The sequence below is a fragment of the Alteribacillus sp. YIM 98480 genome (assembly GCF_009765375.1).
In the GTDB taxonomy this organism is placed as follows: domain Bacteria; phylum Bacillota; class Bacilli; order Bacillales; family Marinococcaceae; genus Alteribacillus.
This window is the reverse complement of the sequence record NZ_VTOK01000022.1, coordinates 1-20,673: the sequence shown is the minus strand read 5'-3', so window position 1 is coordinate 20,673 and position 20,673 is coordinate 1. Positions and strand designations below refer to the sequence as shown.

Annotated in this window: 25 protein-coding genes and 1 pseudogene; 15 read left to right on the top strand and 11 right to left on the bottom strand. The window is 36.7% G+C overall.

The genetic code is table 11. From position 1 onward, the window contains the following. Nucleotides 1-66 precede the first annotated feature (66 nt). The gene (locus FZF09_RS20465) at nucleotides 67-969 is read right to left on the bottom strand and encodes a TIGR01777 family oxidoreductase (RefSeq protein WP_158738421.1); all 903 of its coding nucleotides are present in this window, start codon (nucleotides 967-969) and stop codon (nucleotides 67-69) included. A gap of 287 nt (nucleotides 970-1,256) precedes the next feature. On the opposite strand from FZF09_RS20465, the gene recX reads away from it, so the two are divergent. From recX to FZF09_RS20450, 3 genes are read left to right on the top strand one after another with little or no spacing between them, the layout of a single operon-like run. Continuing rightward, the gene (recX, locus tag FZF09_RS20460; protein WP_158738420.1) at nucleotides 1,257-2,093 is read left to right on the top strand and encodes a recombination regulator RecX; all 837 of its coding nucleotides are present in this window, start codon (nucleotides 1,257-1,259) and stop codon (nucleotides 2,091-2,093) included. Beyond that, the gene (locus tag FZF09_RS20455; protein WP_158738419.1) at nucleotides 2,074-2,382 is read left to right on the top strand and encodes a YfhH family protein; all 309 of its coding nucleotides are present in this window, start codon (nucleotides 2,074-2,076) and stop codon (nucleotides 2,380-2,382) included. The genes recX and FZF09_RS20455 overlap by 20 nt, the downstream gene beginning before the upstream one ends. 21 nt (nucleotides 2,383-2,403) lie before the next feature. Further along, nucleotides 2,404-2,670, top strand: coding sequence for a YfhJ family protein (locus tag FZF09_RS20450; RefSeq protein ID WP_158738418.1), 267 nt, complete (start codon nucleotides 2,404-2,406; stop codon nucleotides 2,668-2,670). Between the two features lie 18 nt (nucleotides 2,671-2,688). On the opposite strand, the gene FZF09_RS20445 is transcribed toward FZF09_RS20450, so the two are convergent. After that, nucleotides 2,689-3,678 carry a metal-dependent hydrolase gene (locus FZF09_RS20445; RefSeq protein ID WP_158738417.1) on the bottom strand — a complete coding sequence of 330 codons (990 nt, stop codon included), beginning with the start codon at nucleotides 3,676-3,678 and terminating at the stop codon, nucleotides 2,689-2,691. Nucleotides 3,679-3,777: 99 nt separating this feature from the next. On the opposite strand from FZF09_RS20445, the gene FZF09_RS20440 reads away from it, so the two are divergent. The 3 genes from FZF09_RS20440 to FZF09_RS20430 are packed head-to-tail and all read left to right on the top strand — an operon-like array spanning nucleotide 3,778 to nucleotide 5,963. Beyond that, nucleotides 3,778-4,104 carry a hypothetical protein gene (locus FZF09_RS20440; protein WP_158738416.1) on the top strand — a complete coding sequence of 109 codons (327 nt, stop codon included), beginning with the start codon at nucleotides 3,778-3,780 and terminating at the stop codon, nucleotides 4,102-4,104. 12 nt (nucleotides 4,105-4,116) lie between these two features. Further along, nucleotides 4,117-5,205, top strand: coding sequence for an A/G-specific adenine glycosylase (gene mutY, locus FZF09_RS20435; protein WP_158738415.1), 1,089 nt, complete (start codon nucleotides 4,117-4,119; stop codon nucleotides 5,203-5,205). After that, complete coding sequence (locus FZF09_RS20430; protein ID WP_158738414.1) at nucleotides 5,205-5,963, top strand: SDR family NAD(P)-dependent oxidoreductase; 759 nt, start codon at nucleotides 5,205-5,207, stop codon at nucleotides 5,961-5,963. The genes mutY and FZF09_RS20430 overlap by 1 nt, the downstream gene beginning before the upstream one ends. A gap of 201 nt (nucleotides 5,964-6,164) precedes the next feature. Here the strand turns inward: FZF09_RS20430 and FZF09_RS20425 are convergent, their stop codons facing one another. The 5 genes from FZF09_RS20425 to FZF09_RS20405 all read right to left on the bottom strand — a co-directional run bounded on the left by FZF09_RS20425 (nucleotide 6,165) and on the right by FZF09_RS20405 (nucleotide 9,791). Continuing rightward, nucleotides 6,165-6,521 carry a hypothetical protein gene (locus FZF09_RS20425; RefSeq protein WP_158738413.1) on the bottom strand — a complete coding sequence of 119 codons (357 nt, stop codon included), beginning with the start codon at nucleotides 6,519-6,521 and terminating at the stop codon, nucleotides 6,165-6,167. Between the two features lie 311 nt (nucleotides 6,522-6,832). Beyond that, complete coding sequence (locus tag FZF09_RS20420; protein WP_158738412.1) at nucleotides 6,833-7,153, bottom strand: hypothetical protein; 321 nt, start codon at nucleotides 7,151-7,153, stop codon at nucleotides 6,833-6,835. Nucleotides 7,154-7,221: 68 nt separating this feature from the next. After that, the gene (locus FZF09_RS20415) at nucleotides 7,222-8,187 is read right to left on the bottom strand and encodes an NADPH:quinone reductase (RefSeq protein WP_158738411.1); all 966 of its coding nucleotides are present in this window, start codon (nucleotides 8,185-8,187) and stop codon (nucleotides 7,222-7,224) included. Between the two features lie 30 nt (nucleotides 8,188-8,217). Beyond that, nucleotides 8,218-9,378, bottom strand: a complete 1,161-nt coding sequence (locus tag FZF09_RS20410) for an LL-diaminopimelate aminotransferase (RefSeq protein WP_158738410.1) — start codon at nucleotides 9,376-9,378, stop codon at nucleotides 8,218-8,220. A gap of 188 nt (nucleotides 9,379-9,566) precedes the next feature. Beyond that, nucleotides 9,567-9,791 (bottom strand): cytosolic protein, encoded by a 225-nt coding sequence (locus tag FZF09_RS20405; RefSeq protein WP_158738409.1) that lies wholly within the window; start codon nucleotides 9,789-9,791, stop codon nucleotides 9,567-9,569. A 96-nt stretch (nucleotides 9,792-9,887) separates the two neighbouring features. Here FZF09_RS20405 and fabL point away from each other — a divergent pair, with 96 nt between their 5' ends. After that, on the top strand, nucleotides 9,888-10,637 hold the full coding sequence (fabL, locus tag FZF09_RS20400; protein WP_158738408.1) for an enoyl-[acyl-carrier-protein] reductase FabL: 750 nt from the start codon (nucleotides 9,888-9,890) through the stop codon (nucleotides 10,635-10,637). 71 nt (nucleotides 10,638-10,708) lie between these two features. Then, nucleotides 10,709-10,915 (top strand): gamma-type small acid-soluble spore protein, encoded by a 207-nt coding sequence (locus tag FZF09_RS20395; protein WP_091586211.1) that lies wholly within the window; start codon nucleotides 10,709-10,711, stop codon nucleotides 10,913-10,915. Nucleotides 10,916-11,136: 221 nt separating this feature from the next. Here the strand turns inward: FZF09_RS20395 and FZF09_RS22700 are convergent, their stop codons facing one another. Beyond that, nucleotides 11,137-11,298, bottom strand: a complete 162-nt coding sequence (locus FZF09_RS22700; RefSeq protein ID WP_199256836.1) for a hypothetical protein — start codon at nucleotides 11,296-11,298, stop codon at nucleotides 11,137-11,139. 189 nt (nucleotides 11,299-11,487) lie between these two features. Between FZF09_RS22700 and ntdP the strand changes: the two genes are divergently transcribed. Further along, nucleotides 11,488-12,015 carry a nucleoside tri-diphosphate phosphatase gene (gene ntdP / locus FZF09_RS20390; protein WP_158738407.1) on the top strand — a complete coding sequence of 176 codons (528 nt, stop codon included), beginning with the start codon at nucleotides 11,488-11,490 and terminating at the stop codon, nucleotides 12,013-12,015. Nucleotides 12,016-12,027: 12 nt separating this feature from the next. Beyond that, nucleotides 12,028-13,770 carry an ABC transporter ATP-binding protein gene (locus tag FZF09_RS20385; protein ID WP_158738406.1) on the top strand — a complete coding sequence of 581 codons (1,743 nt, stop codon included), beginning with the start codon at nucleotides 12,028-12,030 and terminating at the stop codon, nucleotides 13,768-13,770. Nucleotides 13,771-13,833: 63 nt separating this feature from the next. Here FZF09_RS20385 and FZF09_RS20380 read toward each other — a convergent pair whose 3' ends face one another. Together FZF09_RS20380 and FZF09_RS20375 are read right to left on the bottom strand one after the other, a co-directional pair. Further along, the gene (locus FZF09_RS20380) at nucleotides 13,834-14,916 is read right to left on the bottom strand and encodes an FUSC family protein (protein WP_158738405.1); all 1,083 of its coding nucleotides are present in this window, start codon (nucleotides 14,914-14,916) and stop codon (nucleotides 13,834-13,836) included. Nucleotides 14,917-15,045: 129 nt separating this feature from the next. Continuing rightward, nucleotides 15,046-16,344 carry a glutamate-1-semialdehyde 2,1-aminomutase gene (locus tag FZF09_RS20375; protein WP_158738404.1) on the bottom strand — a complete coding sequence of 433 codons (1,299 nt, stop codon included), beginning with the start codon at nucleotides 16,342-16,344 and terminating at the stop codon, nucleotides 15,046-15,048. Between the two features lie 147 nt (nucleotides 16,345-16,491). Here FZF09_RS20375 and bcp point away from each other — a divergent pair, with 147 nt between their 5' ends. The 4 genes and pseudogenes from bcp (at nucleotide 16,492) to perR (ending at nucleotide 18,829) form a co-directional block, all read left to right on the top strand. Beyond that, complete coding sequence (bcp, locus tag FZF09_RS20370; protein ID WP_158738403.1) at nucleotides 16,492-16,959, top strand: thioredoxin-dependent thiol peroxidase; 468 nt, start codon at nucleotides 16,492-16,494, stop codon at nucleotides 16,957-16,959. Between the two features lie 19 nt (nucleotides 16,960-16,978). Beyond that, nucleotides 16,979-17,929, top strand: coding sequence for a D-2-hydroxyacid dehydrogenase (locus FZF09_RS20365; protein ID WP_158738402.1), 951 nt, complete (start codon nucleotides 16,979-16,981; stop codon nucleotides 17,927-17,929). Nucleotides 17,930-17,979: 50 nt separating this feature from the next. Beyond that, nucleotides 17,980-18,282, top strand: a pseudogene (locus tag FZF09_RS20360) (cyclic-di-AMP receptor); the annotation flags it as partial. 109 nt (nucleotides 18,283-18,391) lie between these two features. Further along, entirely contained in the window at nucleotides 18,392-18,829 is a 438-nt protein-coding gene (perR, locus tag FZF09_RS20355; protein WP_158738400.1) for a peroxide-responsive transcriptional repressor PerR, read from the top strand. Between the two features lie 173 nt (nucleotides 18,830-19,002). On the opposite strand, the gene FZF09_RS20350 is transcribed toward perR, so the two are convergent. Next, nucleotides 19,003-19,359 carry a YgzB family protein gene (locus tag FZF09_RS20350; protein WP_091586239.1) on the bottom strand — a complete coding sequence of 119 codons (357 nt, stop codon included), beginning with the start codon at nucleotides 19,357-19,359 and terminating at the stop codon, nucleotides 19,003-19,005. A gap of 195 nt (nucleotides 19,360-19,554) precedes the next feature. Here FZF09_RS20350 and FZF09_RS20345 point away from each other — a divergent pair, with 195 nt between their 5' ends. Next, nucleotides 19,555-20,415: a nucleotidyltransferase-like protein gene (locus FZF09_RS20345; RefSeq protein ID WP_158738399.1), complete on the top strand. Its 861-nt coding sequence runs from the start codon at nucleotides 19,555-19,557 to the stop codon at nucleotides 20,413-20,415. The last annotated feature ends 258 nt before the right edge of the window (nucleotides 20,416-20,673 follow it).

Genomic DNA, 20,673 nt, shown 5'->3' with positions numbered 1-20,673 from the left:
TATTTGGGCGGCTTTTATCATCAAATGTTTATCTTGTCGGACTGCATTACGTATCTAAATAGATCTTTATGTTAGCAAATCTTCAAGAGCATCTTCTAAATACGGAAATGAAAAAGAATATCCCCAAGTTAATGGTTGTTCAGGAATCACTTTTTGTCCTTCCAGTATGAGGATGCTCATCTCACCGAGCAAACTTTTTACAGCAAAGGATGGAGCGGGGAGCCAATGAGGTCTATTCATCCTTTTTGCTAATTTTTGACCAAAATGTTTCATCTGTTCTGGGTGTGGAGATGTAACGTTTATTGGTCCGCTTGCTTTGTTATGTTCTATAGCGAAGACAATCATTTCGACCACATCTTTTAAATGGACCCACGAATACCATTGATTTCCTGAACCAACTGGTCCGCCGGTAAAAAATGAGTATGGAAGCATCATTTTTGGAAGTGCTCCTGCTTTATCGTCTAGTATAAGTCCAAACCTTGCGTAAACCGTTCTTATCCCAAATTCCTCTGCTTTTGAAGCCTCGTACTCCCATTTTTCACAAACATCCTGCAGAAAATTAAGGCCTTCTGGACCGCTTTCTTCTGTAAATACTTCTGTTTTAGAAATACCATAGTATCCGACAGCCGAGGCATTAATTAGAACGTTTGGCTTTATTTTTAGTGCTTGTATGATGCGTATAACTTCTCGAGTTGCATCTATGCGGCTGTCACGAATTAGTTTTTTCTGGGCTTTTGTCCAGCGGCTGCTTATAGGTGCTCCAGCTAAATTAACAATGGCGTCTAAAGGAGGTAGATGATTTTCAGGAGCGCTTTTTTCATGAAGCCATTCAACAAACGTAATATTTTCTTTGTTTTGTTTGTTCTTACTGTTTCTTGTTAAGATGTAAACATGATGACCATTTTTCGTAAGATATCCAGTTAAAGCGGAACCGACCATTCCAGTACCGCCTGTCACAGCAATATTCAATACGCTTCGCTCCTTTTTTGCACTGTTAAAAAGTATAGTTTTTATTGGTAAGCGGTACAAGTGAATTATGGCATTCAACGACAGGATGTACTAATGCAGCTGAAGTTTCCTTAGACCTGTCACCGAATCCCGTGGGGCGATGGTACTTAGTAGCAACTCCTTTGTTTGTAGGCGGTTTCCTTTTGTTTGGCGAAAAGCAGAGTTTTTCTTATTTTCTATGCTACCTTTACCCGATATAAATAAAGTATAATCTCATATATTCCAGCTGAGTAATAAAGGGGAAACCAATGAAAATATCGAAGATAACTACTCAAAAAAATAGAAAAGATCGTTTTAATATTTTTACCGATGAAAATGGTTATGAAGAATACGCGTTTAGTGTTGATGAAAATGTACTTGTGAAGTTTCAATTGAAAAAGGGAAGTACTATAACGAAAGCTGAAAAAGTTGAGATTTTGCAAGCAGATCAGCAAAGAAAAGCCTTTAACGATGCGATTTATTATCTCACTCATTCAATGAGAACAGAATACCAAATAAAACAGTACCTTATAAAAAAAGAATATAACGAAGGTGTCATAGAAGAGGCAATTAGAAAAATGAAAGAGTATCAATATATTGATGACAAAGAATTTGCCATGGCTTTTGTCCGGACAAAAATAAAAACAACTGATAAAGGTCCAGCCATAATAAAGGAAGAACTTTTTCAAAAAGGCATTTCTTCTGAAACAGCCGAGAAAGCGCTTCTTCAATTTACTTTAAAAGCTCAACTTGAAGCTGCTCAAACATTTCTTCAAAAGAAAGGGAAACAAAAACAAAATGAATCGGCTTCAAGTATGAAAAAACGTCTTCTTGATCGTTTACTTCAAAAAGGGTTTTCCTTAGAAATAGCGTTGCAAGCATGGGAAAACGAACACTTAGAAGTTTCTCAAGAAGAGGAGCTTAAAGCTTTACGGCTGCAAGGAGAAAAAGCAAAGAAAAAGTTTAAAAACAAGTATTCCGGCAAAAATTTGGAGATGAAAATCAAGGAATTTTTGTACCGTAAAGGTTTTCCGATACCTTTAATTGATAACTACTTACAAGGAACAGAATTATTGGAGGATGAAGATGATGGAAAAAAGATATAGTCAAATGAACGAAAAAGAATTAAGAGATGAAATAGCACATTTAAACGAAAAAGCAAAAAAAGCAGAGCAAATGGGGATGGTAAATGAATTTGCTGTCTTGGAGAGAAAACGAGTGATGGCAGAAGCTTATTTAATAGACCCGGACGATTTTATGACCGGGCAGCGTTATGCAATAAAGCAGGAGGGCGGCACTTTTTTCATCAAGTATTTTAATGGAGTATTTGCCTGGGGATTTCGGAATGGATCTGAAGAGCTTGAAGCATTACCTATTTCTTTATTAGAAGATTAAACAAGGGGGGGGGGAACTAAAGTGGAAGACGTGTTTCAACGGCTAACAAAAAAGTTATTAGATAACAATTCAAATTTATCAGCGGGACAAGCCAGAACATGGATTGAACATCTTTGGGAAGATTTTGAAGTGACAAGAGCAAGATCTGGCAGAGAGTACAAGGGAAGTAATGTAACAGAAACAATTGTTACCAAATGGATTGAACAATACGGAGCTCATCTGCACAAGTATGAAGCGACAAATATGAAATTTGACAAACTAAATAAAGAAGATCATTTCAAGCATTAAAAAAGGGAAAATACTATTTTACTTAAATAGCTTTTCCCCCTGCTTTAATTTCTTTTCTAACGTTTCATCACTGTAAATCCAGCCCGTATAGGAGGTATATATACTTAAATCCTTATTCAGCCTAACAACAGCAACAAAAGGATAATAGCCTTTACTTCGATAACGCAGGTCAATAAATTTGACTTCCCAGCCATTATCTATTTGGGATACTATCCAACGGTAAGTAGGTGAAAAGGATAGGAAAGCCTCCAGGTTCCGATCGTTTCGAGCTGCGTTAATAATCCTATCGTTAGGAATGGGTTCAAATGGATAACTTTCAAAGTATTGAAGTTTTCCGTTTCGAGATTCCGTTACATGGAGCCGTTCTTTTGTTCGAATGACCAAGTGCCATTTATTCCAGTTAAAAGTTGGGGAAATAAAAAAATGAGTAGCCCCTGGATGGAACTGAGCTGCACGTTTAAGCACTTTATTACGTGCCTTAAATCTCCACACATAATAAAGAAACAGGCAAAAGTAGAGCAATAGAAACGTCATTCCTGGCGGCGCCCCGTAACGCCAAAGGATAAAACCAAAAATATGGACAAGAAAGATTAACGGATCGAAAATATTAATAACGCCTAATGCAATCCAGCGTCTGGTAAACGGTGATAATGCCTGAGTTCCATAGGCATTAAAAATATCGACAAATACATGTAGAAAAACGGCAATAAAAGTCCATATCCACAAATGAAATAAGGAGATTTCAGGAGATACGGCATAAACACTTCCGGAAACAATTAGCGGCCACAGGAGGACGGCTGGAACCGAATGAGTGGGACCGCGATGATATTTAATGTAAACTGCGTTGTTTCTTAGTTTAAGTATCGTGTCAAAGTCGGGGGCTTGCGATCCGATAATGGTTGCAGCCATTACCGTCTGCAAGGCTGCAGGATTTTCAGCAACTATGGGGTCGAGAACAGCTAGACCTCCAAGTCCAATACCCATCACTGCATGTGTTGCGGTATCCATTGCCATAGTCCTCCTTTCTCTTATGTAGAAACCGTTCTTTAGGATGACCTTATTTTAGTTATACCCTATTATAAAGGTTGTAAAAAGGGGTTGAGATGAATGGATGAAAAACTTCATATTTTTATGGAATATAAAATAATACCGGAACAAGAACAGAATTACACTAGAATCATGAAAGAGATAGCTCAAGTACTTCCAAATTATGAAGTTGAAAAATTCCAGTGGTTTTCCGCTGCTGACCAACAATGTTTATTTGTCGAAATATTTGAAGTGCCGACACTGTCTCACTATCATACCTTAAGAAAGTGGCGCTGTTCAAAGTCTCATCATATATTTGGAAAATTAGATGATTGTATAGAAGGCGGAGTCCAGAAAATACATTGCTGGGCCTTTCAAGCGAAAACAGACGAGCTTAAATTACGTTAATGGAGGGACATCATGGAACAGCATCTTCAGAAAATAGATATAAATGAATTTCAACACAACTTAATAGACTGGTATAACCACCACAAGCGAGAGCTTCCGTGGAGAAAAAATCAGGATCCCTATCGTGTTTGGGTCTCAGAGATTATGTTACAGCAGACAAAAGTAGATACAGTCATTCCGTATTTTAATCGGTTTATGGAATGGTTCCCTACACCAGAAGCGTTAGCAGAGGCCAAAGAAGAGAAGGTGATGAAAGCTTGGGAAGGGTTAGGATATTATTCTAGAGTGCGTAATTTGCAAACAGCCGTAAAAGAAGTAGTCCAAGAATACGGAGGTGATGTTCCATCTTCTAAAAAAGAATTTTCGTCTTTAAAAGGTGTAGGTCCTTATACGGCTGGAGCTGTCTTAAGTATTGCTTATGAAAAGCCAGAGCCAGCAGTAGACGGGAACGTCATGAGAGTTTTTTCGAGAATTCTTCTTATAAAAGAAGACATCGGCAAAGCAAAAACAAGAAGGGTGTTTGAATCCTTTATTCCTGAATTCCTAAAAGGTGTTAAACCATCAGAATTTAACCAAGCACTCATGGAGCTAGGAGCTTTAGTTTGCACACCCAAGTCACCTGGATGTTTACTATGTCCAGTACAAAAGCACTGTGCTGCACGGGCAGAAGGAATGCAAGATGAACTGCCTGTCAAAGAAAAAAAGAAAGCACCAGCAGCAAAAGAAATGGCAGCGGTTGTATTGAAAAATAAAAAAGGCCAGACCTTATTTCATCAACGTGGAGAAAAAGGTTTATTAGCTCGATTATGGGAATATCCAAATGTAGAGATCCCTGCTGGTGTTTCTCCAGAGGAAACAGTACAGACATATTTAAAAGATAGCTTTAGTATAGAAGCTGACATAGGACCGAAAGTACAAAAAGTTCAGCATGTATTTTCACACTTGGTTTGGAACATTACTGTATATGAAGCTGAAGTTCTAGAATTTCCTGAGAACATACAAGATTGTAAGTGGCTTGATCCATTAGAGACAGAAGGGCTTGCCTTTCCGGTTTCTCATCAAAAAATATTAAAAGCACAAAAAGAAAGAGGGAATCAATAATGGAGCTAGGTTTAAAAAATAAGAAAGTTCTAGTTACTGGCGGATCAAAAGGCATTGGTAAAGGTATTGCTGCTTCTTTTATTCAAGAAGGAGCAGCAGTAGGTATTGTGGCCCGTTCGGAAGAAGGGTTAAAGGAGGCAAAGGATAATTTAAAGGATGTTTATACAATAAAAGCTGATTTACTGTATGAAGAGGAGAGAAAAAGAGCGTTTAAAGAATTTGTAGATAAATTTTCAGCGGTAGACATTCTTGTTAACAATGTAGGGGGAAGCAGCGGGGGAAAAGTAGAAGATACAACTATGGCAGATTTTGAAAAAGCAATGAATTTAAACTACTTTTCTGCTGTACATTTTAGCAAGATGGCTTTTTCCGTTATGAAAAAAAACCAGGCAGGAAGCATCATTAATATTACTTCTATCTTTGGAAGAGAATCAGGTGGAAAGCCTACATACAACAATTCTAAAGCTGCATTAATTAGTTTTACGAAAGCGTTTGCTGACGAAGCTGTCAAAGAAGGTATAAGAGTAAACTCTGTAGCACCAGGTGCCATTTTGCATCCTAGTGGCAATTGGCAGAAACGTTTCGAGGATGACCCAAAAAAGATTAATGAATTTGTTCAACGAGAAATTCCAGCTGGACGGTTTGGGACAGTAGAAGAAGTGGCTAATGTCGTAACATTTCTTGCATCAGCCAAAGCTTCATGGGTAACCGGTGCAAGTGTAAATGTAGACGGCGGTCAATCTAAGATGAATATGTAGTAGAGTTATCATTTTTTCATATACGTGTGTGTATGCCCCTATGTACTGCCCATACTGAATAATGGTCAAACCAGTATTATTGCTAAACGCTGGCTGTTCTTATGCAATGTTTCAATGATTGAGAAGCAAAAGAATATTTCCTTATTTGGCAGCACCGCAGATTATATAAAAGCATAAGGGTAACAAAAGACAATTTATTGGTTATTGTTTTCTCATATTCTTTTTTTGTTCATGGTTTTGCAGATGGAGTTCCTTGATTTGTTTTTTTGTTTCTGGCGTGCCAAGTTCGTATAACATATCAAAAATTTTATCCATGCCACGCTGGTATTCATGTTGATCCGTTTCTGTCATGGATTCATCAAAATGCCGAAATGAAAAAAGATTTCGAATTTCCATATCATGGTCTTGTGTTTCATTTAAGAGATTATCTAATTGCTCTAACTCTTCTGGAGTAGCTTCAATTTCGTATTGGATAAGGGTGCTGTCTGGAATTTTTACTTTGCTCACATCATCCATGCTGATAGGGTTTAAATTTACGTAATACTTTTGTTTATTCATTGGGATTGCCTCCTTATCAGTTATTTAATATTTTGCGTTTCCTTACATTTTTTATACATTATAAAAGGAGGCGTCCCATAGTCAGTTTTTGGCAAGAGCACTGGAATATACTTGTTTTCACTTTCTAGGCACACGTGCGACGGTTTCGTCTCCTTGTGAGCAAATCCTTTACTTCAGGGTCTTTATATTGCCCTAATTCCTTTAGAATTCTCGCATATTCCAGTTGCTAGTGAAAAACCCTTAAAACTAATCTTTTGAATGTACTGTTAAAAAGCAAAAGGGCTTGGTGTCCAGCCAATTTTTTTAATGTTTTACAAGGAATCAATTCCTAGTTCTTCAAATAATTCTCTAGTTGCTGGCGTTCCAAGCTCATAGATCTTTTGATAAAGTTCTTTCATTTCTGTTTGCATTTCATTTTTTGCATGATCTGCTTTGGATTCATCATGCACACGAGCTAATATTTGACCCCCGCTTAAATCTTCTTTTTGTACAGCATTCATTTTTTTCTCTAATGTTTGTTTTTCTTTTGGTGTAGCCTTTATCTCATATTGAATTGTATTTTCACTCGTTTTGACATCAGAAATCCCCATAATAGAGGGTTCTAATTGTACATAATAGGTATTGCGCTCCATTGAAATCTCTCCTTTTTCTTTTTAGAGACGCTATACCCTCTATAGGAATAAATTACACTGAATAAAAATTAACCAATTTGTAAAACAATGTTTCCATTAAATGTATTAGCTTCAAGCGCTTTATGAGCCTTTTCAGCTTCTTCTAATTTGAAAGATTTCGCAAGGTGAGGCCTAAGACTTCCACTTGCCAGAGAATCATTTATTTCGGCAGCTGCATGTTGCAGGACATCAACCGGGGCAGTGAATAATAATACACCTAATAACGACGCGTGTTTTTGATTTAGTAAACGCCAAGGAAGCTCAGGTGCATTATTCTTGGGAGAGCCTATTGCTACAATCCTTCCACCGGTTTTCAACAAGTTAAAATCACTTTCCATGTTTTCACTTAAAGACATATCTAAAATGACATCGATACCTTCATTGTGTGTTGCATCCACTACTTTTTCTTCAAGACTTTCGTTTTTGTAATTAATAACGTGGTGAGCTCCTGCTTTCTTCGCTATATTTTCTTTTACCTTCGAGCTGGCTGTAGCGATTACTGTTGCGCCAGTTTCAACAGCTAATTGTACTGCTGCGTTTCCAACTGCACCTGAAGCACCATAAATTAATACATTTTCTCTTGGTTTTAATTGAGCTCTATTATATAAAGATAAATGTGCGGTAAGTACTGGAATTCCTAAAGTGGCTCCTTCTTCAAAGCTTATATTGTCAGGTAATCGATAGACATAATCAACAGAAGCTGTTACAAATTCAGCCGCTGTACCTTTTATGTTTGTCGCCCAAACTCTGTCTCCTATTTGCAAGGACTCAACATTAGCCCCAACTTCTACTACAACTCCCGCTAAATCAAAATGGGGAATATGAGGAAAGGACGGAACTTCCCTTATTCCTTTCCGAAAATAAGTATCAACAGGGTTAATTCCACTAGCTTTTACTTTTACTAATATTTCATCAGGTTTTGGTAAAGGATTTTCAACAGATGCAGTTTCTAACACTTCTGGACCTCCGTATTGATTAAAAACAACAGCTTTCATTGTTTCAGCCTCCTTAGCGAATATATGATCTTAGTACTTATTTATAAGGGCAGCCAATCTTTCGCCTGCTTTTTTTAGTAAATCTTCTTCTTGTACAAGAGCGATACGAACATACCCTTCACCGCCAGCTCCAAAAGCATTTCCAGGGGTTACAACTACACCGTATTCTAAAGCTTCCAATGAAAAAGACAAAGATGTATACGGAGCAGGGACTTTTGCCCAGATAAACATCCCTCCATCAGGAATGCGTACTTTCCAGCCTTTTTCATGCAATACGCTGATAAAGACATCACGCCTTTTTTTATACACACTGCGGTGATGTTTTAAATAAGCAAGTTCATTGGTTAAAGCATAGGCAGCTGCTTTTTGAACAGGCTGAAAAACACCGTAATCTATATTAGATTTAATATCAGCCAGAGGTTTTAAATAAGACGGAAAGCCTATTAAGTAACCAATTCGTGTCCCGGCCATGTTGAAACTTTTAGATAAAGAATTAAATTCAACTGCTATTTTTTTTGCCTCAGGAATATGAAATATACTTAAAGGGTTTTGATTGGAAAAAACGAGTTCTGCATACGCAAAATCGTGGACAATTAAAATGTTATGTTCTAATCCGAAAGATACCGCTTGTTTAAAATAGTTTAAATCGGCCATGGCTGCAGTCGGGTTACCAGGATAATTTAGAATCATCATTTTTGCTTTTTTTATTATCTCTATAGGAATATGTTCAAAGTCGGGCATGAAATGATTTTCTTCATGCACGGGAACAGTATACAATTGGGCATCTGCCAGGGAAGCGCAAGCAGAATAAATAGGATAACCTGGGTCAGGAGTTATAATGTAATCATCAGGGTCTAAATAAGCCAGTGCTAAATGGGCAAGCCCATCTTGAGACCCCATAAGCTGCAATACTTCTTCTGGATTTAAAGCAATATCAAATTGCTGATTATAGTAGTAAACAACGGCTTCCTGAAATTCCTTTGTTCCCTTAAGAGAATACCCGTACTGATCTTCTTTTCTTACTTCTTTGGAAAGAATAGACCTTACAGATTCCGGTGGTGGAAGATCTGGACTCCCAATACTTAAATCGATCATATTTTCGCCGGCTTGTATTTTTTTATTTTTTTTCTCTGCCAACTCTGTGAAAACACTTGAAGAAAGCGCGTTCATTCGTTGTGCTGGTTGTATCATGAATAGACCATCCTTTCTACACTTATTATAAAGGATAAAAGGTGTTTTATGGGTACATGAGATAATAATTATTAACATGAAATAACCGATCTAACTCTTATTGCCATAATGAACAAGGCAGCTGCGCGGAATGCTGTCAAACAAAAAACTGTCCCTCCAAGTTTTGGGACAGTTCTGCATAGGATTATTTATTCGGGATGAATGGTTGAACCACGTTCCCAGCTTGCTTCATTAAGATAAAAAGAATGTCTGTTTTTTATTTCTTCCATTATTTCTCGATAAATCATGCCGCCTTCAGAGTTTAGATATGGCAGTATTTGCTGAAAGCTTTCATGAAAATGAGCAAGTTCTTTATCAGTCCAGTTCTTTTTGGAAGTCATTACTAATTCAGAGAAATCACGCCCAACATACATGCAGCCTCACCTCTTTTTAACATTATTTTATCTGTGAGGAGGAAACCTTATACGTTATAATATTTGAAGATTGTCTAAAGGTATAGGAGGAAAAGAATGGAGAATAAAGTAGCACTTGTCACTGGCAGCAGCAGAGGAATAGGAAAACAAATCGCTTTAAAGTTAGCTGAAAAAGGATATAATATCGTCATTAACTATGCTCGAAGTAAAACAAAAGCAATGGAAACTGCTGATGAAGTTGAATCATTAGGAGTAAAAGCAGCCATCGTGAAAGCGAATGTAGGAAAAACGGAAAAAATCAAAGAATTGTTTTCGACAGTGAATGAAACATTTGGTCGTTTGGATGTGTTTGTAAATAATGCAGCTTCTGGAGTTCTAAGACCAGCTATGGAATTAGAAGAAAATCATTGGGATTGGACGATGAATATTAATAGTAAAGCATTATTGTTCTGTGCTCAGGAAGCGGCTAAATTAATGGAAAAAAATAATGGCGGTAAAATTGTAAGTTTGAGTTCCTTAGGTTCTCAGCGCTATTTAAAAAATTATACAGCCGTTGGGGTTTCAAAAGCAGCTGTTGAAGCACTGACACGATATTTGGCTGTAGAACTTTCTGAGAAAGGTATTGTGGTTAATGCTGTATCTGGCGGAGCTGTTGATACTGAAGCATTAACGCATTTTCCTAACCGCGAAGAGTTATTAGAAGAAGCAAAGAAAAAGACACCTGCCGGCCGAATGGTAGACATGACGGATTTAGTAAACGGGGTTATGTTTTTGATTTCAGATGAAGCATCGATGATTCGGGGGCAGACGATCGTTATTGATGGAGGCATTTCTCTTTTAACCTAAAAAATTTTTCATTTCTTTATGGATAAATTCTGTCTTTCAGGGGCAAGTTAATCCATGTGGAGGTGAATAAGATGGATAGAAATCAAAACCAACAACAAAACGCTTCACAAACTAACGCACAAAAAGTTCGCCAGCAAAACGCAGCAGCTGCTAGAAATCAAAGCCAGCAGACTGAATTTGCAAGCGAAACTGATGCACAGCAAGTAAGACAACAAAATCAACAGTCTCAACAAAAGAAACAACAGAATCAGCAACAGCCGAACCAACGTCAGCAATAACTAGGACAAAAAAGGGCTCTTTGGAAGGGTTGCTTCCGAGGAGCCCTTTTTTTTAAAAGGTAAATATTTGGGGTTTTACATGGTCTAGCGCAAGCGCCTACTAGCTTGAGATTCCTTCGGTTCGTCAATGGAAAGCAAAGATCAGCTTTCCATATGCCGCCCCTCCAGGACTTGTCGCTCGTGAGCAAGGCGCTTGCGCTTTACTTAGCTACTCTGTTTTATTAAAACATAGGGAAAACATAGTTTACTAAAAACCATAAAAATCCAAAAAAGATAAGGACGTATGCAAAATATTTTATAAAGGTGGCTGCTACATTAGATTTATCTTCTTTTTTCTCTATATGTCTTTCTTCATATTCATGATCCGGAGTTCTTCTTGCCATAACACTTCCTCCCTATTTTAATTTACTGAACTTTTCCCTCCCTTCCTTTTTCATAAACATGTTCAAACTGGCAGCAGAAAAACTGATAATATTTATAAAGAAGAAGCAATTTTTTAGTTTAGTTTTCTTTATAGTAAACAAGATGTATAATACATAAGATAGAGAATAGAAAAGAGGAAGGAGAAGGGCATGGAATTCCCGGAAACCGGAAGAATAATAGAAATTCAAAGCTATAAGCATGACGGAACTCTTCACCGTATCTGGGAGGAAACCCTGATCTTACAAGGTACATCCAAAGAAGTGATTGGCGGAAACGATCGAATCCTAGTTCATGAATCCGATGGAAGGACATGGAGAACTAGAGAACCAGCAATTTGTTATTTTCATAGAGAAAAGTGGTTTAACGTTATTGGGATGGTTCGAGCCGATGGAATTCATTATTATTGTAACTTAGGTACTCCTTTTGTATGGGATGAAGAAGCTTTGAAATATATAGATTATGACTTAGATATAAAAGTTTTTCCTGACATGACATATCATTTACTAGATGAAGATGAATTCAAAAAACATAAAGAAGAAATGAATTATCCAGAAAAAATTAATCTGCAAATTTCTAAGTCCGTAGAGGAACTTCAGAGCTGGATTTATCAAAGAAAGGGGCCATTTGATCCCCAGTTTGTGGAACAATGGTATGAACGTTATTTGTTTTTTCGTTGATAGAGGTGAATCATGGGTAGTATTAAAAGGTATTTTCAATTTGTAAAGCCGTATAAAAAAATTATTTTTATTACAATTATTATTGGTGTATTAAAATTTGGAATTCCACTTTTAACTCCACTGATCTTAGCTTATGTCATAGACGACATAATTCTAGCAGAAACGATAGCAACCGATGAAAAATTAAATACGTTATTTTGGCTTGTTGGAGGGGCAATTCTAGCTTTTCTTGTATTAAGACCCCCGATTGAATATTATCGGCAATATTTTGCTCAATGGACGGGCAGTAAGGTTTTATACGACATTAGAGATCAATTATTTGCTCATATTCAAAAGTTAAGCTTGCGGTTTTATTCAAATCGAAAAGCTGGCGAAATCATTTCCCGGGTAATACATGATGTCGAACAAACGAAAAATTTTGTTATTACGGGGTTAATGAATATTTGGCTCGACATGGTAACGATTGTTATTGCAGTGATTATCATGTTAACGATGAATAGCTGGTTAACATTAGTTGCTCTTGCGTTATTTCCTTTGTATGTTTTTTCAATCAAATATTTTTACTCAAGACTGCGTGATTTAACTAAAATCCGCTCACAAGCATTAGCAGATGTACAAGGCCACTTACATGAACGGGTGCAAGGGATGAATGTAATCAGAAGCTTTGCGCTAGAAGATTATGAGCAAGAGCAATTTGGAAAGAGAAACCGTCATTTTCTTAATAAAGCGATAGATCATACAAAATGGAATGCAAAGACATTCGCCGTCGTAAATACGATTACAGACATCGCTCCATTAATTGTTATACTAGCTGCGGGTTACTTTGTGCTAACATCAGGGCTTGAGGTCGGTGAGATGGTAGCATTTGTTTCATACATGGAGCGTTTGTATAACCCATTAAGGAGGTTGGTCAATTCTTCTACAACATTAACGCAATCCATAGCTTCGATGGATCGTGTTTTTGAATTTGTAGATGAAAAATACGATATTGAAGATAAGAGTACTGCTGTACCACTTGAGCACACGAGCGGAGCTATAGAATTTAACAATGTTATATTTCAATATGAAGAAAATAGTGAAATCGTATTAGATAATATTAATTTATCCGTAAAAGCTGGAGAAACAATTGCTTTGGTTGGAATGAGCGGTGGAGGGAAAAGTACATTAGTCAGTCTTATTCCAAGGTTTTATGATGTCAGTTCCGGTGCGATAAAACTAGATGGAATAGATATTCGCGATTATGAAGTACGAACCCTTAGAGACAAAATTGGGATGGTTCTCCAAGACAATATTTTATTTAGTGATTCTGTAAAAATGAATATATTAATGGGCAATCCTCATGCAACCCATCAAGAAGTAGTGGAAGCAGCCAAAGCAGCAAACGCAGACGGTTTTATCAATCAACTTCCAAATGGTTATGACACTCCGGTAGGAGAGCGCGGGGTGAAATTATCTGGAGGTCAAAAACAAAGAATTGCAATTGCGAGGGTATTTTTAAAAAATCCGCCGATTTTGATTTTTGACGAAGCTACCTCGGCTCTCGATTTGGAAAGTGAGCATCTTATCCAAGAAGCAATGCAAAACCTGGCTAAAAATAGAACAACATTTATTGTGGCTCACCGACTTTCAACGATCACGCATGCTGACCGGATTATTGTAATAGAAGATGGTACAGTCGTTGAATCAGGTAATCACTCTCAATTAATGCAGCATGAAGGTTCTTATCGAAAGTTGTTTGAAGTACAAAACGTTTAGGGTGAAAAAGGAGGCAGCGCGAATATAATCGACTGCCTCCTTTATATATAAAGTAAGAGTTGATTACTCTGTTCTTTTTTCAATATCTACGTTATTATCAGATTTATGATAGCTAAAAAAGCTTTCTACCAGAGTGTCTAAATGTTCTAGCTGCTCATTGTATTCAATAATGTGAGATACGACAGGAAGAATGTGAAGCCATTCTTCACGATCAATTGCTTTATGATCATATAAATCCATAAATAAATCTGTTAAAGACTCTCTTCCTTCATCCACTTCTTCGGCCATTTCTTCAGTTAAGTGTATATTTACTTTTCCTACATATCGAAGCAAAATTCTATCGTGGTAATCTGTCAGGTAATCTAGCTGTTGTTTAATTAATTTCTGCATACGGTCTGGCATATGTTGAATTTCATTTTCATAACGATCAAATGTTTTAAGAATGACAAATGATTTATTTAACGTTACAATCATTTGTTTAAATACAACAAGTTTGCGTCCTTTGCTTAATTTGTTTTTAAGAAAATAATTACGTTCCTCTTTATAAAGCAGGTACAAATTGTCTAATTTAATGATCGATTCATTTATTAACGGGATATCTTTTTTTAGTGATTGCTGGTTTGTCTCATGTCTAGTAATAAGTCTGATCCAGCGGATAACTTCTTCTGTTAGATCAGAAATTTTATAATATAATTTTGTTTCGTGTTTAGGGGGTAAAAAAATTAGGTTAACAATAAATGCTGCAAAAACCCCAAGCATTATTAATGAAAATCGTTCAAATGCAAAGAATAAAAATCCTTCTTGCGGATTGCCCATAATAATTATTATCGTAACGAGAGCTAGCGATATAGCAGATGATTCAAGCTTTAATTTTAAAATAATTACAATAGCAAGTATAACTGCTGTTCCTATGATAACTGGATCGTGACCGAATGTTATTGCAAATAAAATAGCGATAGCTGCACCGATAACATTTGCTTGAATTTGTTCAAGTATCGTTTGATACGTTTTATAAATAGAGGGTTGGATTGCAAAAGTAGCTGAAATTGCTGCGAAAAACGAGGGCTCAAGGCCTGCCCACGCAGCAGCATACATAGCTAAAACAATGGAAAGGCCAGTTTTGAAAATTCTTGCCCCGAGTTTCATGAAAGCGTTCGATTCCTTTCTTTCCCATCGGCAGAATCCGACAGGTTTTTGATGTCATTTACGTGCAAGGTCGATTACTGTTTCTTTATATTTCCACGAAAGGAAATGAGTATCCATAAAAAAGCAACTTCACTGTTCTTTTTCTATTTCATCAAACGTTTTTTCTGCTGCTTTTAGCGTTTCTTCAATGTCTTTTTCCTCATGAGCTGTAGTGATAAACCATGCTTCGTATTTTGAAGGAGCTAAATTGATTCCCTGGTTAAGCATTTTTCTAAAAAACTTACTAAAAAGTAAATCGTTACTGTTGTCAGCATCATCATAGTTTTGTACTTTTTCTGAAGTGAAATAAAGAGTTAATGCGCCTTTTAAGCGATTGACAGTAGCTGGTACCGTGTGAGTTTTAATAATGTTATTTAAACCGTCTTCTAAACGAGAACCTAAGTAATCTAATTTTTCATATACTCCCTTTTCTTGAAGGACTTCTAAGCAAGCGATCCCAGCGCTGATGGAAGCTGGGTTCCCTGACATCGTACCTGCTTGATAAGCTGGTCCGAGAGGAGCCACGTTTTCCATAATATCGACTCTTCCTCCATAAGCTCCAATAGGCAGGCCGCCTCCGATGATTTTTCCCATAGCTGTCATATCAGGGTTTACACCTAGCAAATTTTGCGCTCCCCCATACATAAATCGAAAAGCTGTAATCACTTCATCGTAAATGACAAGTGCTCCTGCATCATGAGCCAGTTGATTAACAGCCTCTAAAAATCCAGGAGCTGGTTCAACAATTCCAAAATTGCCTACAATCGGCTCAACTAAAACGGCTGCAACTTCATTACCCCATTTTTCTAAGGCTTTTTTTAAGTTGTCGGGATCATTAAATGGAACGGTGATAACTTCCTCGGCAATATTTTTTGTCACCCCGGCAGAATCAGGAGATCCAAGCGTTGATGGACCTGAGCCAGCAGCTACTAAAACAAGATCAGAGTGGCCATGGTAACAGCCTGCAAATTTAATCACTTTATTACGGCCCGTGTAAGCCCTCGCCACACGGATCGTTGTCATAACTGCTTCTGTACCTGAATTAACAAAACGCACTTTTTCTAAAGAAGGAATCGAGTTCTTTAACATCATAGCAAATTTGTTCTCAAGTTTTGTAGGGGTTCCATATAAAGTTCCATTCTGAGCTGCATTCGTAATTGCACGGGTGATGTGGGGATGAGCATGACCGGTTATAATGGGGCCGTAAGCTCCTAAGTAATCTATGTATTTGTTCCCGTCAACATCGTAAAAATATGCTCCCTCTCCTTTTTCCATAAATATAGGTGTTCCGCCGCCCACACCTTTAAAAGAGCGCGAAGGGCTGTTTACTCCTCCAACAATATGTTCACACGCTTCTTTATATAATGTTTCTGAATGAGTTTTTTCCAATCTAAGCTCCTCCTTTGAAAATCCTTATTCATTGTACCATTTAAGCATAAATTTGATAGGAGATAAAAGATCTATTCAGTTTATTTGTTAAATAGATGAAATGAAGGTACGCTTATATATACAAATAAAATAGAAAGGATGAAAAAAATGTCTGTACCAGTTGGAAACAAAGCACCAGATTTTACTCTGCCGGCAAGTAATGGGGAGAAAGTTAGTCTGTCTGATTATAGAGGACAAAACATTGTTCTTTATTTTTATCCAAAAGACATGACCCCTGGATGTACTACAGAAGCTTGTGACTTTCGGGATAATGCTGAAGAATTTGAGGGGACGAATACAGTTATCCTTGGTGTAAGCCCTGACCCAATCAAAAAACATCAAAAATTTATTGATAAACACGGGTTACCGTTTTTGCTGCTTGCCGATGAAGATAAAAAAGCCGCAGCAGCATATGATGTATGGCAGTTAAAGAAAAATTTCGGTAAAGAATATATGGGAATCGTGCGATCTACCTTTATTATTGATAAAGATGGAAAGCTGGTTAAAGAATGGAGGAAAGTAAAAGTAAAGGGTCATGTGAAAGAAGCGCTGAATTACATCAAAGAAAATTTATAAAAAAAGGGGCAGACTGATAGTGTCCATACTCTCTACTTCAATGCTGACAGCTGAATTACGTAAGGAATTAAAAACTAATTTTACAAATGAAAGCTTTAGGTTTTGCTCAAATATAGATGAAGCAAAACCTCACTTAAAAGATGCAGAAATTTTAATTACACTCGGTGAGGATTTAACCGTACAGGACATTGAAGAAGCAAAAATGCTAAAATGGATAATGGTTATATCGGCTGGGATGGATTTAATGCCCTTTGAGGCTATTTATGACAAAGGAATCTTAGTAACGAATGCTAAAGGAATTCATAAAAAACCAATGGCTGAATATACCATGTCTATGATCCTTCAATATGCTAGAAAATCAGATGTTTTAAAAGAACAGGAGAAAAGGAAACATTGGAATCGAAAAGTAGAGATGACAGAAATTAATCAGCAGTCGATTGGAATTTTGGGAGCCGGAGCAATCGGACAAGAGATAGCCAGGCTATCAAAAGCTTTCGGCCTCCAAACAATCGGTTTAAATAAGAATGGATCACAGGTTGAATATATAGATGAAACTGTGACGAGAAATAATTTAGAGGTTCTATTAGAAGAAGCTGATTATGTCGTTTCTGTCCTTCCTGCTACTCGAGAAACACACCATTTTATTGGCAAAAAGGCATTTAAAACAATGAAAAAAGAGGCTGTTTTTATAAATATAGGAAGGGGACAAACCCTTGATGAAGAAGCACTCATAAATGCCTTACATAATGGTGAAATTGCCCATGCTATATTAGATGTGTTTGATCAGGAACCATTACCAGAAGATCATCCTTTTTGGGAGATGGATAACGTAACCGTCACTCCTCATATTTCAGGCATTTCAAGTTATTACCTTCCGCGTGCTATGGATATTTTTAAGCAAAATTTAAAGGTTTATCGGAAAGGAGAGAATCGATTTATAAATGAGGTAGATGTAAAACGCGGCTATTAATATGGGGAAATAAATCTATTGCCAAATGAAAAAAGCATGAGGGGGAATCTAAAGTGAATTTAATGGTCTGTATCGTCAACGATTTTTATACAGCAGAAGTCGAAAAGCAAATGCAGAAAAAAGGATATCAAATGACGGAGCTGTCAAGCAGCGGCGGTTTTTTAAAAAAAGGAAACACCACTTTCTTATTTGGTGTTCATAGTGAGAAAATTGAACAATTAAAGCAAGATTTAAAAGAAATCTGCATATCATATGAAAAGAAGAAGCGTAAACGATCTGAAACCTCAAACCGGTATACTTCTTTTATCTTAGCTGCAGAAGATGCTATGCTGTTTGCTAAATCATCTTCATAACATTCTAATGGCAACGCCTTTATTGACAACGTTCATTCTAATCAGATAAAATAAATTATAAGAATTATAATGTAAGAATTGTTTTATAAGGAAAGAGAGGTGCATGACGATGGCGAACGAACAACTTCAAGAAGCAGTTGATGCTTTAAAGAAAACGAAGGTTCGCATGACTCCGCAACGTCATGCCATTTTGGAATTTTTGTTTGATTCGATGAGCCATCCGACGGCAGATGAAATATACAAGGCCCTCGAAGGGAAATTCCCAAATATGAGCGTTGCAACAGTTTATAATAATCTTCGTGTTTTTAAAGAAGTCGGGATTGTAAAAGAACTAACTTATGGAGATTCTTCCAGTCGTTTCGATTGTGTGACTACGGACCATTATCATGTGATTTGTTCTGATTGCGGTAAGATTGTCGACTTTCACTATCCTGGATTAGACGAAGTGGAAACTCTTGCAGAGCATGTAACAGGTTTTCAAGTGAACAACCATCGAATGGAAGTGTACGGCAGGTGCCCGGAGTGTAAAAATATTTCAAAGCATTAATTCTAAATCATCTAATCAATATAGAAAAGGCTGTCTCCAAAAATGTATTGGGGACAGCCTTTTCTATATTGTTAAAAAGCATAGGGGTTTATCGGTAATCAGTATAAGAACATTCAACGAATAGGACGTATTGTTTGTCGGGTCCTTTCCTTTAGGTGGTAAGGTCAGTTTTTCTAATGTTCTTTGATTTTGCGGTTATATTTTTGGTCAAATTCTTTCCCCTCAAGATTTTTATCCATTGTTAACGGTTCATCACAGTACATACATGCATCCACTCGTCCGAGTATTTTTGTCACTTTGCCGCAATTCGGACACTCAACTTTCACAGTGTTCGTTGAGATCATGCCAATCCAGAAATATACTGCACTGCTTGAAAGTACAAAAATAAAACCAAGCAGCATAGTTATAGTCATGATTACAGGAGAAGAACGAAAAAAGATGCCAACATACATAACGAAAATTCCAATGAACACCAAAGACAAAGCAAATGTTCTTATCCGATTTATTTTGTTGGTTGCTTTTGCAGTCATTTATTACCCTCCTGACTCAAAAGTATAGCAAAAAATTTCTAATTACGCACCATGCACTTCCATTAAGAAATGATTTAAAAGAAAAAGGGTTTTTAATAGGTTTGTCGAACATATTTTCCATAAATAGCAAAAATAATTGTTATACTCTGTACGCGGCAAAGGCGAGAATCATTAAATATGAAAGGGGAGAAAGGAATGGAAGGGCTGTTACGTCATTTGTACCAAGAGCGTGCTAGTGATCCGTTAACCAAAGGTGTTTTATTAGTCGAAAAAGTATTTGGACAAGAACCTTTTACTGATTTTTTTGACGCTGTTATTATAATTATCAGTGAAGAAGCGAGTGCTGCGAAAGTAAAACATTATAATTGTTCTGGGGTAGAAGCAGCGTTACACGTTGTAACAGAAGAGGAACTATTTTACTGGATCCTGTCTGGTACGAATAGAAAAATGATAGACTGGCTGTTTAGAGGTAAAATCCTTTTTAATAAAAATGAATATATCACTAATTTGAAATTACGTTTGAGTGAGTTTCCGGCAGAAGATCGTCTGCGAAAAACCGGAAATGAGTTTGCAAAATTAATTCGAAGGTTCGAAGATGGAAAAGCTTTATTTCACCTTCATCATTACTTAGATGCGTTTAATCATATATTACATGCACTTCATCACTTGGCAAGGTTGTCTGTTATTGAAAAAGGTTTATATCCGGAAGTCACTGTATGGAGACAAGTTAGAGAAGTAGATCCAGAAACTTATAAGCTTTATCATGAATTAATTGTAGGTGACGAAGGAATAGAAAAAAGACTTGAACTTTTAATGATTGCAATAGAATTTGCTATACGTTCAAAAATACATATAGGAAAAGCTCATCTTGCTTCGGTCATGGAAAAAAAGAATGAAGGATGGAGCTATACTGAATTGGAAAAGTCCCCTGAAGTAAATGACTATGTCATTGATCTTGAAATTTTACTCCAATATTTAGTGGAAAATGGCCAGGTCAAAAAAGTAGAAGAACCGTCAAAGACATCAGGAGTATTTCATTATAAATATGTTTTATAAAAATTTATGATAAAAAATTAGAATAAAGTGTTGACTGTTTTCTTTTTAGGTGATAAATTATTTATTGTCGCTGTTCACACAAAGCGCATTACACATCAAATCAAAACGTCTTAACAAAATGTTTAAAAAAAGTTGTTGACACGATTTGAGGGAAATGTTAAATTATAAAAGTCGCCAATTGAGGCGGGGAAAGTTGTCCTTTGAAAATTGAATGAAAGTCAAGCGTCTGTTAATTTCTTTAATGATTATGTAAGATAC

Bases quoted from the DNA above. Each gene is read 5' to 3' on its own strand.
- FZF09_RS20415 (WP_158738411.1), bottom strand. From the start codon at position 8,187: ATGAAAGCTGTTGTTTTTAATCAATACGGAGGTCCAGAAGTGTTAGAA.
- bcp (WP_158738403.1), top strand. From the start codon at position 16,492: ATGTCTGTACCAGTTGGAAACAAAGCACCAGATTTTACTCTGCCGGCA.
- FZF09_RS22700 (WP_199256836.1), bottom strand. From the start codon at position 11,298: ATGGCAAGAAGAACTCCGGATCATGAATATGAAGAAAGACATATAGAG.
- FZF09_RS20395 (WP_091586211.1), top strand. From the start codon at position 10,709: ATGGATAGAAATCAAAACCAACAACAAAACGCTTCACAAACTAACGCA.
- FZF09_RS20345 (WP_158738399.1), top strand. From the start codon at position 19,555: ATGGAAGGGCTGTTACGTCATTTGTACCAAGAGCGTGCTAGTGATCCG.
- mutY (WP_158738415.1), top strand. From the start codon at position 4,117: ATGGAACAGCATCTTCAGAAAATAGATATAAATGAATTTCAACACAAC.
- fabL (WP_158738408.1), top strand. From the start codon at position 9,888: ATGGAGAATAAAGTAGCACTTGTCACTGGCAGCAGCAGAGGAATAGGA.
- recX (WP_158738420.1), top strand. From the start codon at position 1,257: ATGAAAATATCGAAGATAACTACTCAAAAAAATAGAAAAGATCGTTTT.
- FZF09_RS20385 (WP_158738406.1), top strand. From the start codon at position 12,028: ATGGGTAGTATTAAAAGGTATTTTCAATTTGTAAAGCCGTATAAAAAA.
- ntdP (WP_158738407.1), top strand. From the start codon at position 11,488: ATGGAATTCCCGGAAACCGGAAGAATAATAGAAATTCAAAGCTATAAG.
- FZF09_RS20405 (WP_158738409.1), bottom strand. From the start codon at position 9,791: ATGTATGTTGGGCGTGATTTCTCTGAATTAGTAATGACTTCCAAAAAG.
- FZF09_RS20430 (WP_158738414.1), top strand. From the start codon at position 5,205: ATGGAGCTAGGTTTAAAAAATAAGAAAGTTCTAGTTACTGGCGGATCA.
- FZF09_RS20455 (WP_158738419.1), top strand. From the start codon at position 2,074: ATGATGGAAAAAAGATATAGTCAAATGAACGAAAAAGAATTAAGAGAT.
- FZF09_RS20410 (WP_158738410.1), bottom strand. From the start codon at position 9,378: ATGATACAACCAGCACAACGAATGAACGCGCTTTCTTCAAGTGTTTTC.
- FZF09_RS20440 (WP_158738416.1), top strand. From the start codon at position 3,778: ATGGATGAAAAACTTCATATTTTTATGGAATATAAAATAATACCGGAA.
- FZF09_RS20425 (WP_158738413.1), bottom strand. From the start codon at position 6,521: ATGAATAAACAAAAGTATTACGTAAATTTAAACCCTATCAGCATGGAT.
- FZF09_RS20350 (WP_091586239.1), bottom strand. From the start codon at position 19,359: ATGACTGCAAAAGCAACCAACAAAATAAATCGGATAAGAACATTTGCT.
- FZF09_RS20420 (WP_158738412.1), bottom strand. From the start codon at position 7,153: ATGGAGCGCAATACCTATTATGTACAATTAGAACCCTCTATTATGGGG.
- FZF09_RS20445 (WP_158738417.1), bottom strand. From the start codon at position 3,678: ATGGATACCGCAACACATGCAGTGATGGGTATTGGACTTGGAGGTCTA.
- FZF09_RS20380 (WP_158738405.1), bottom strand. From the start codon at position 14,916: ATGAAACTCGGGGCAAGAATTTTCAAAACTGGCCTTTCCATTGTTTTA.
- perR (WP_158738400.1), top strand. From the start codon at position 18,392: ATGGCGAACGAACAACTTCAAGAAGCAGTTGATGCTTTAAAGAAAACG.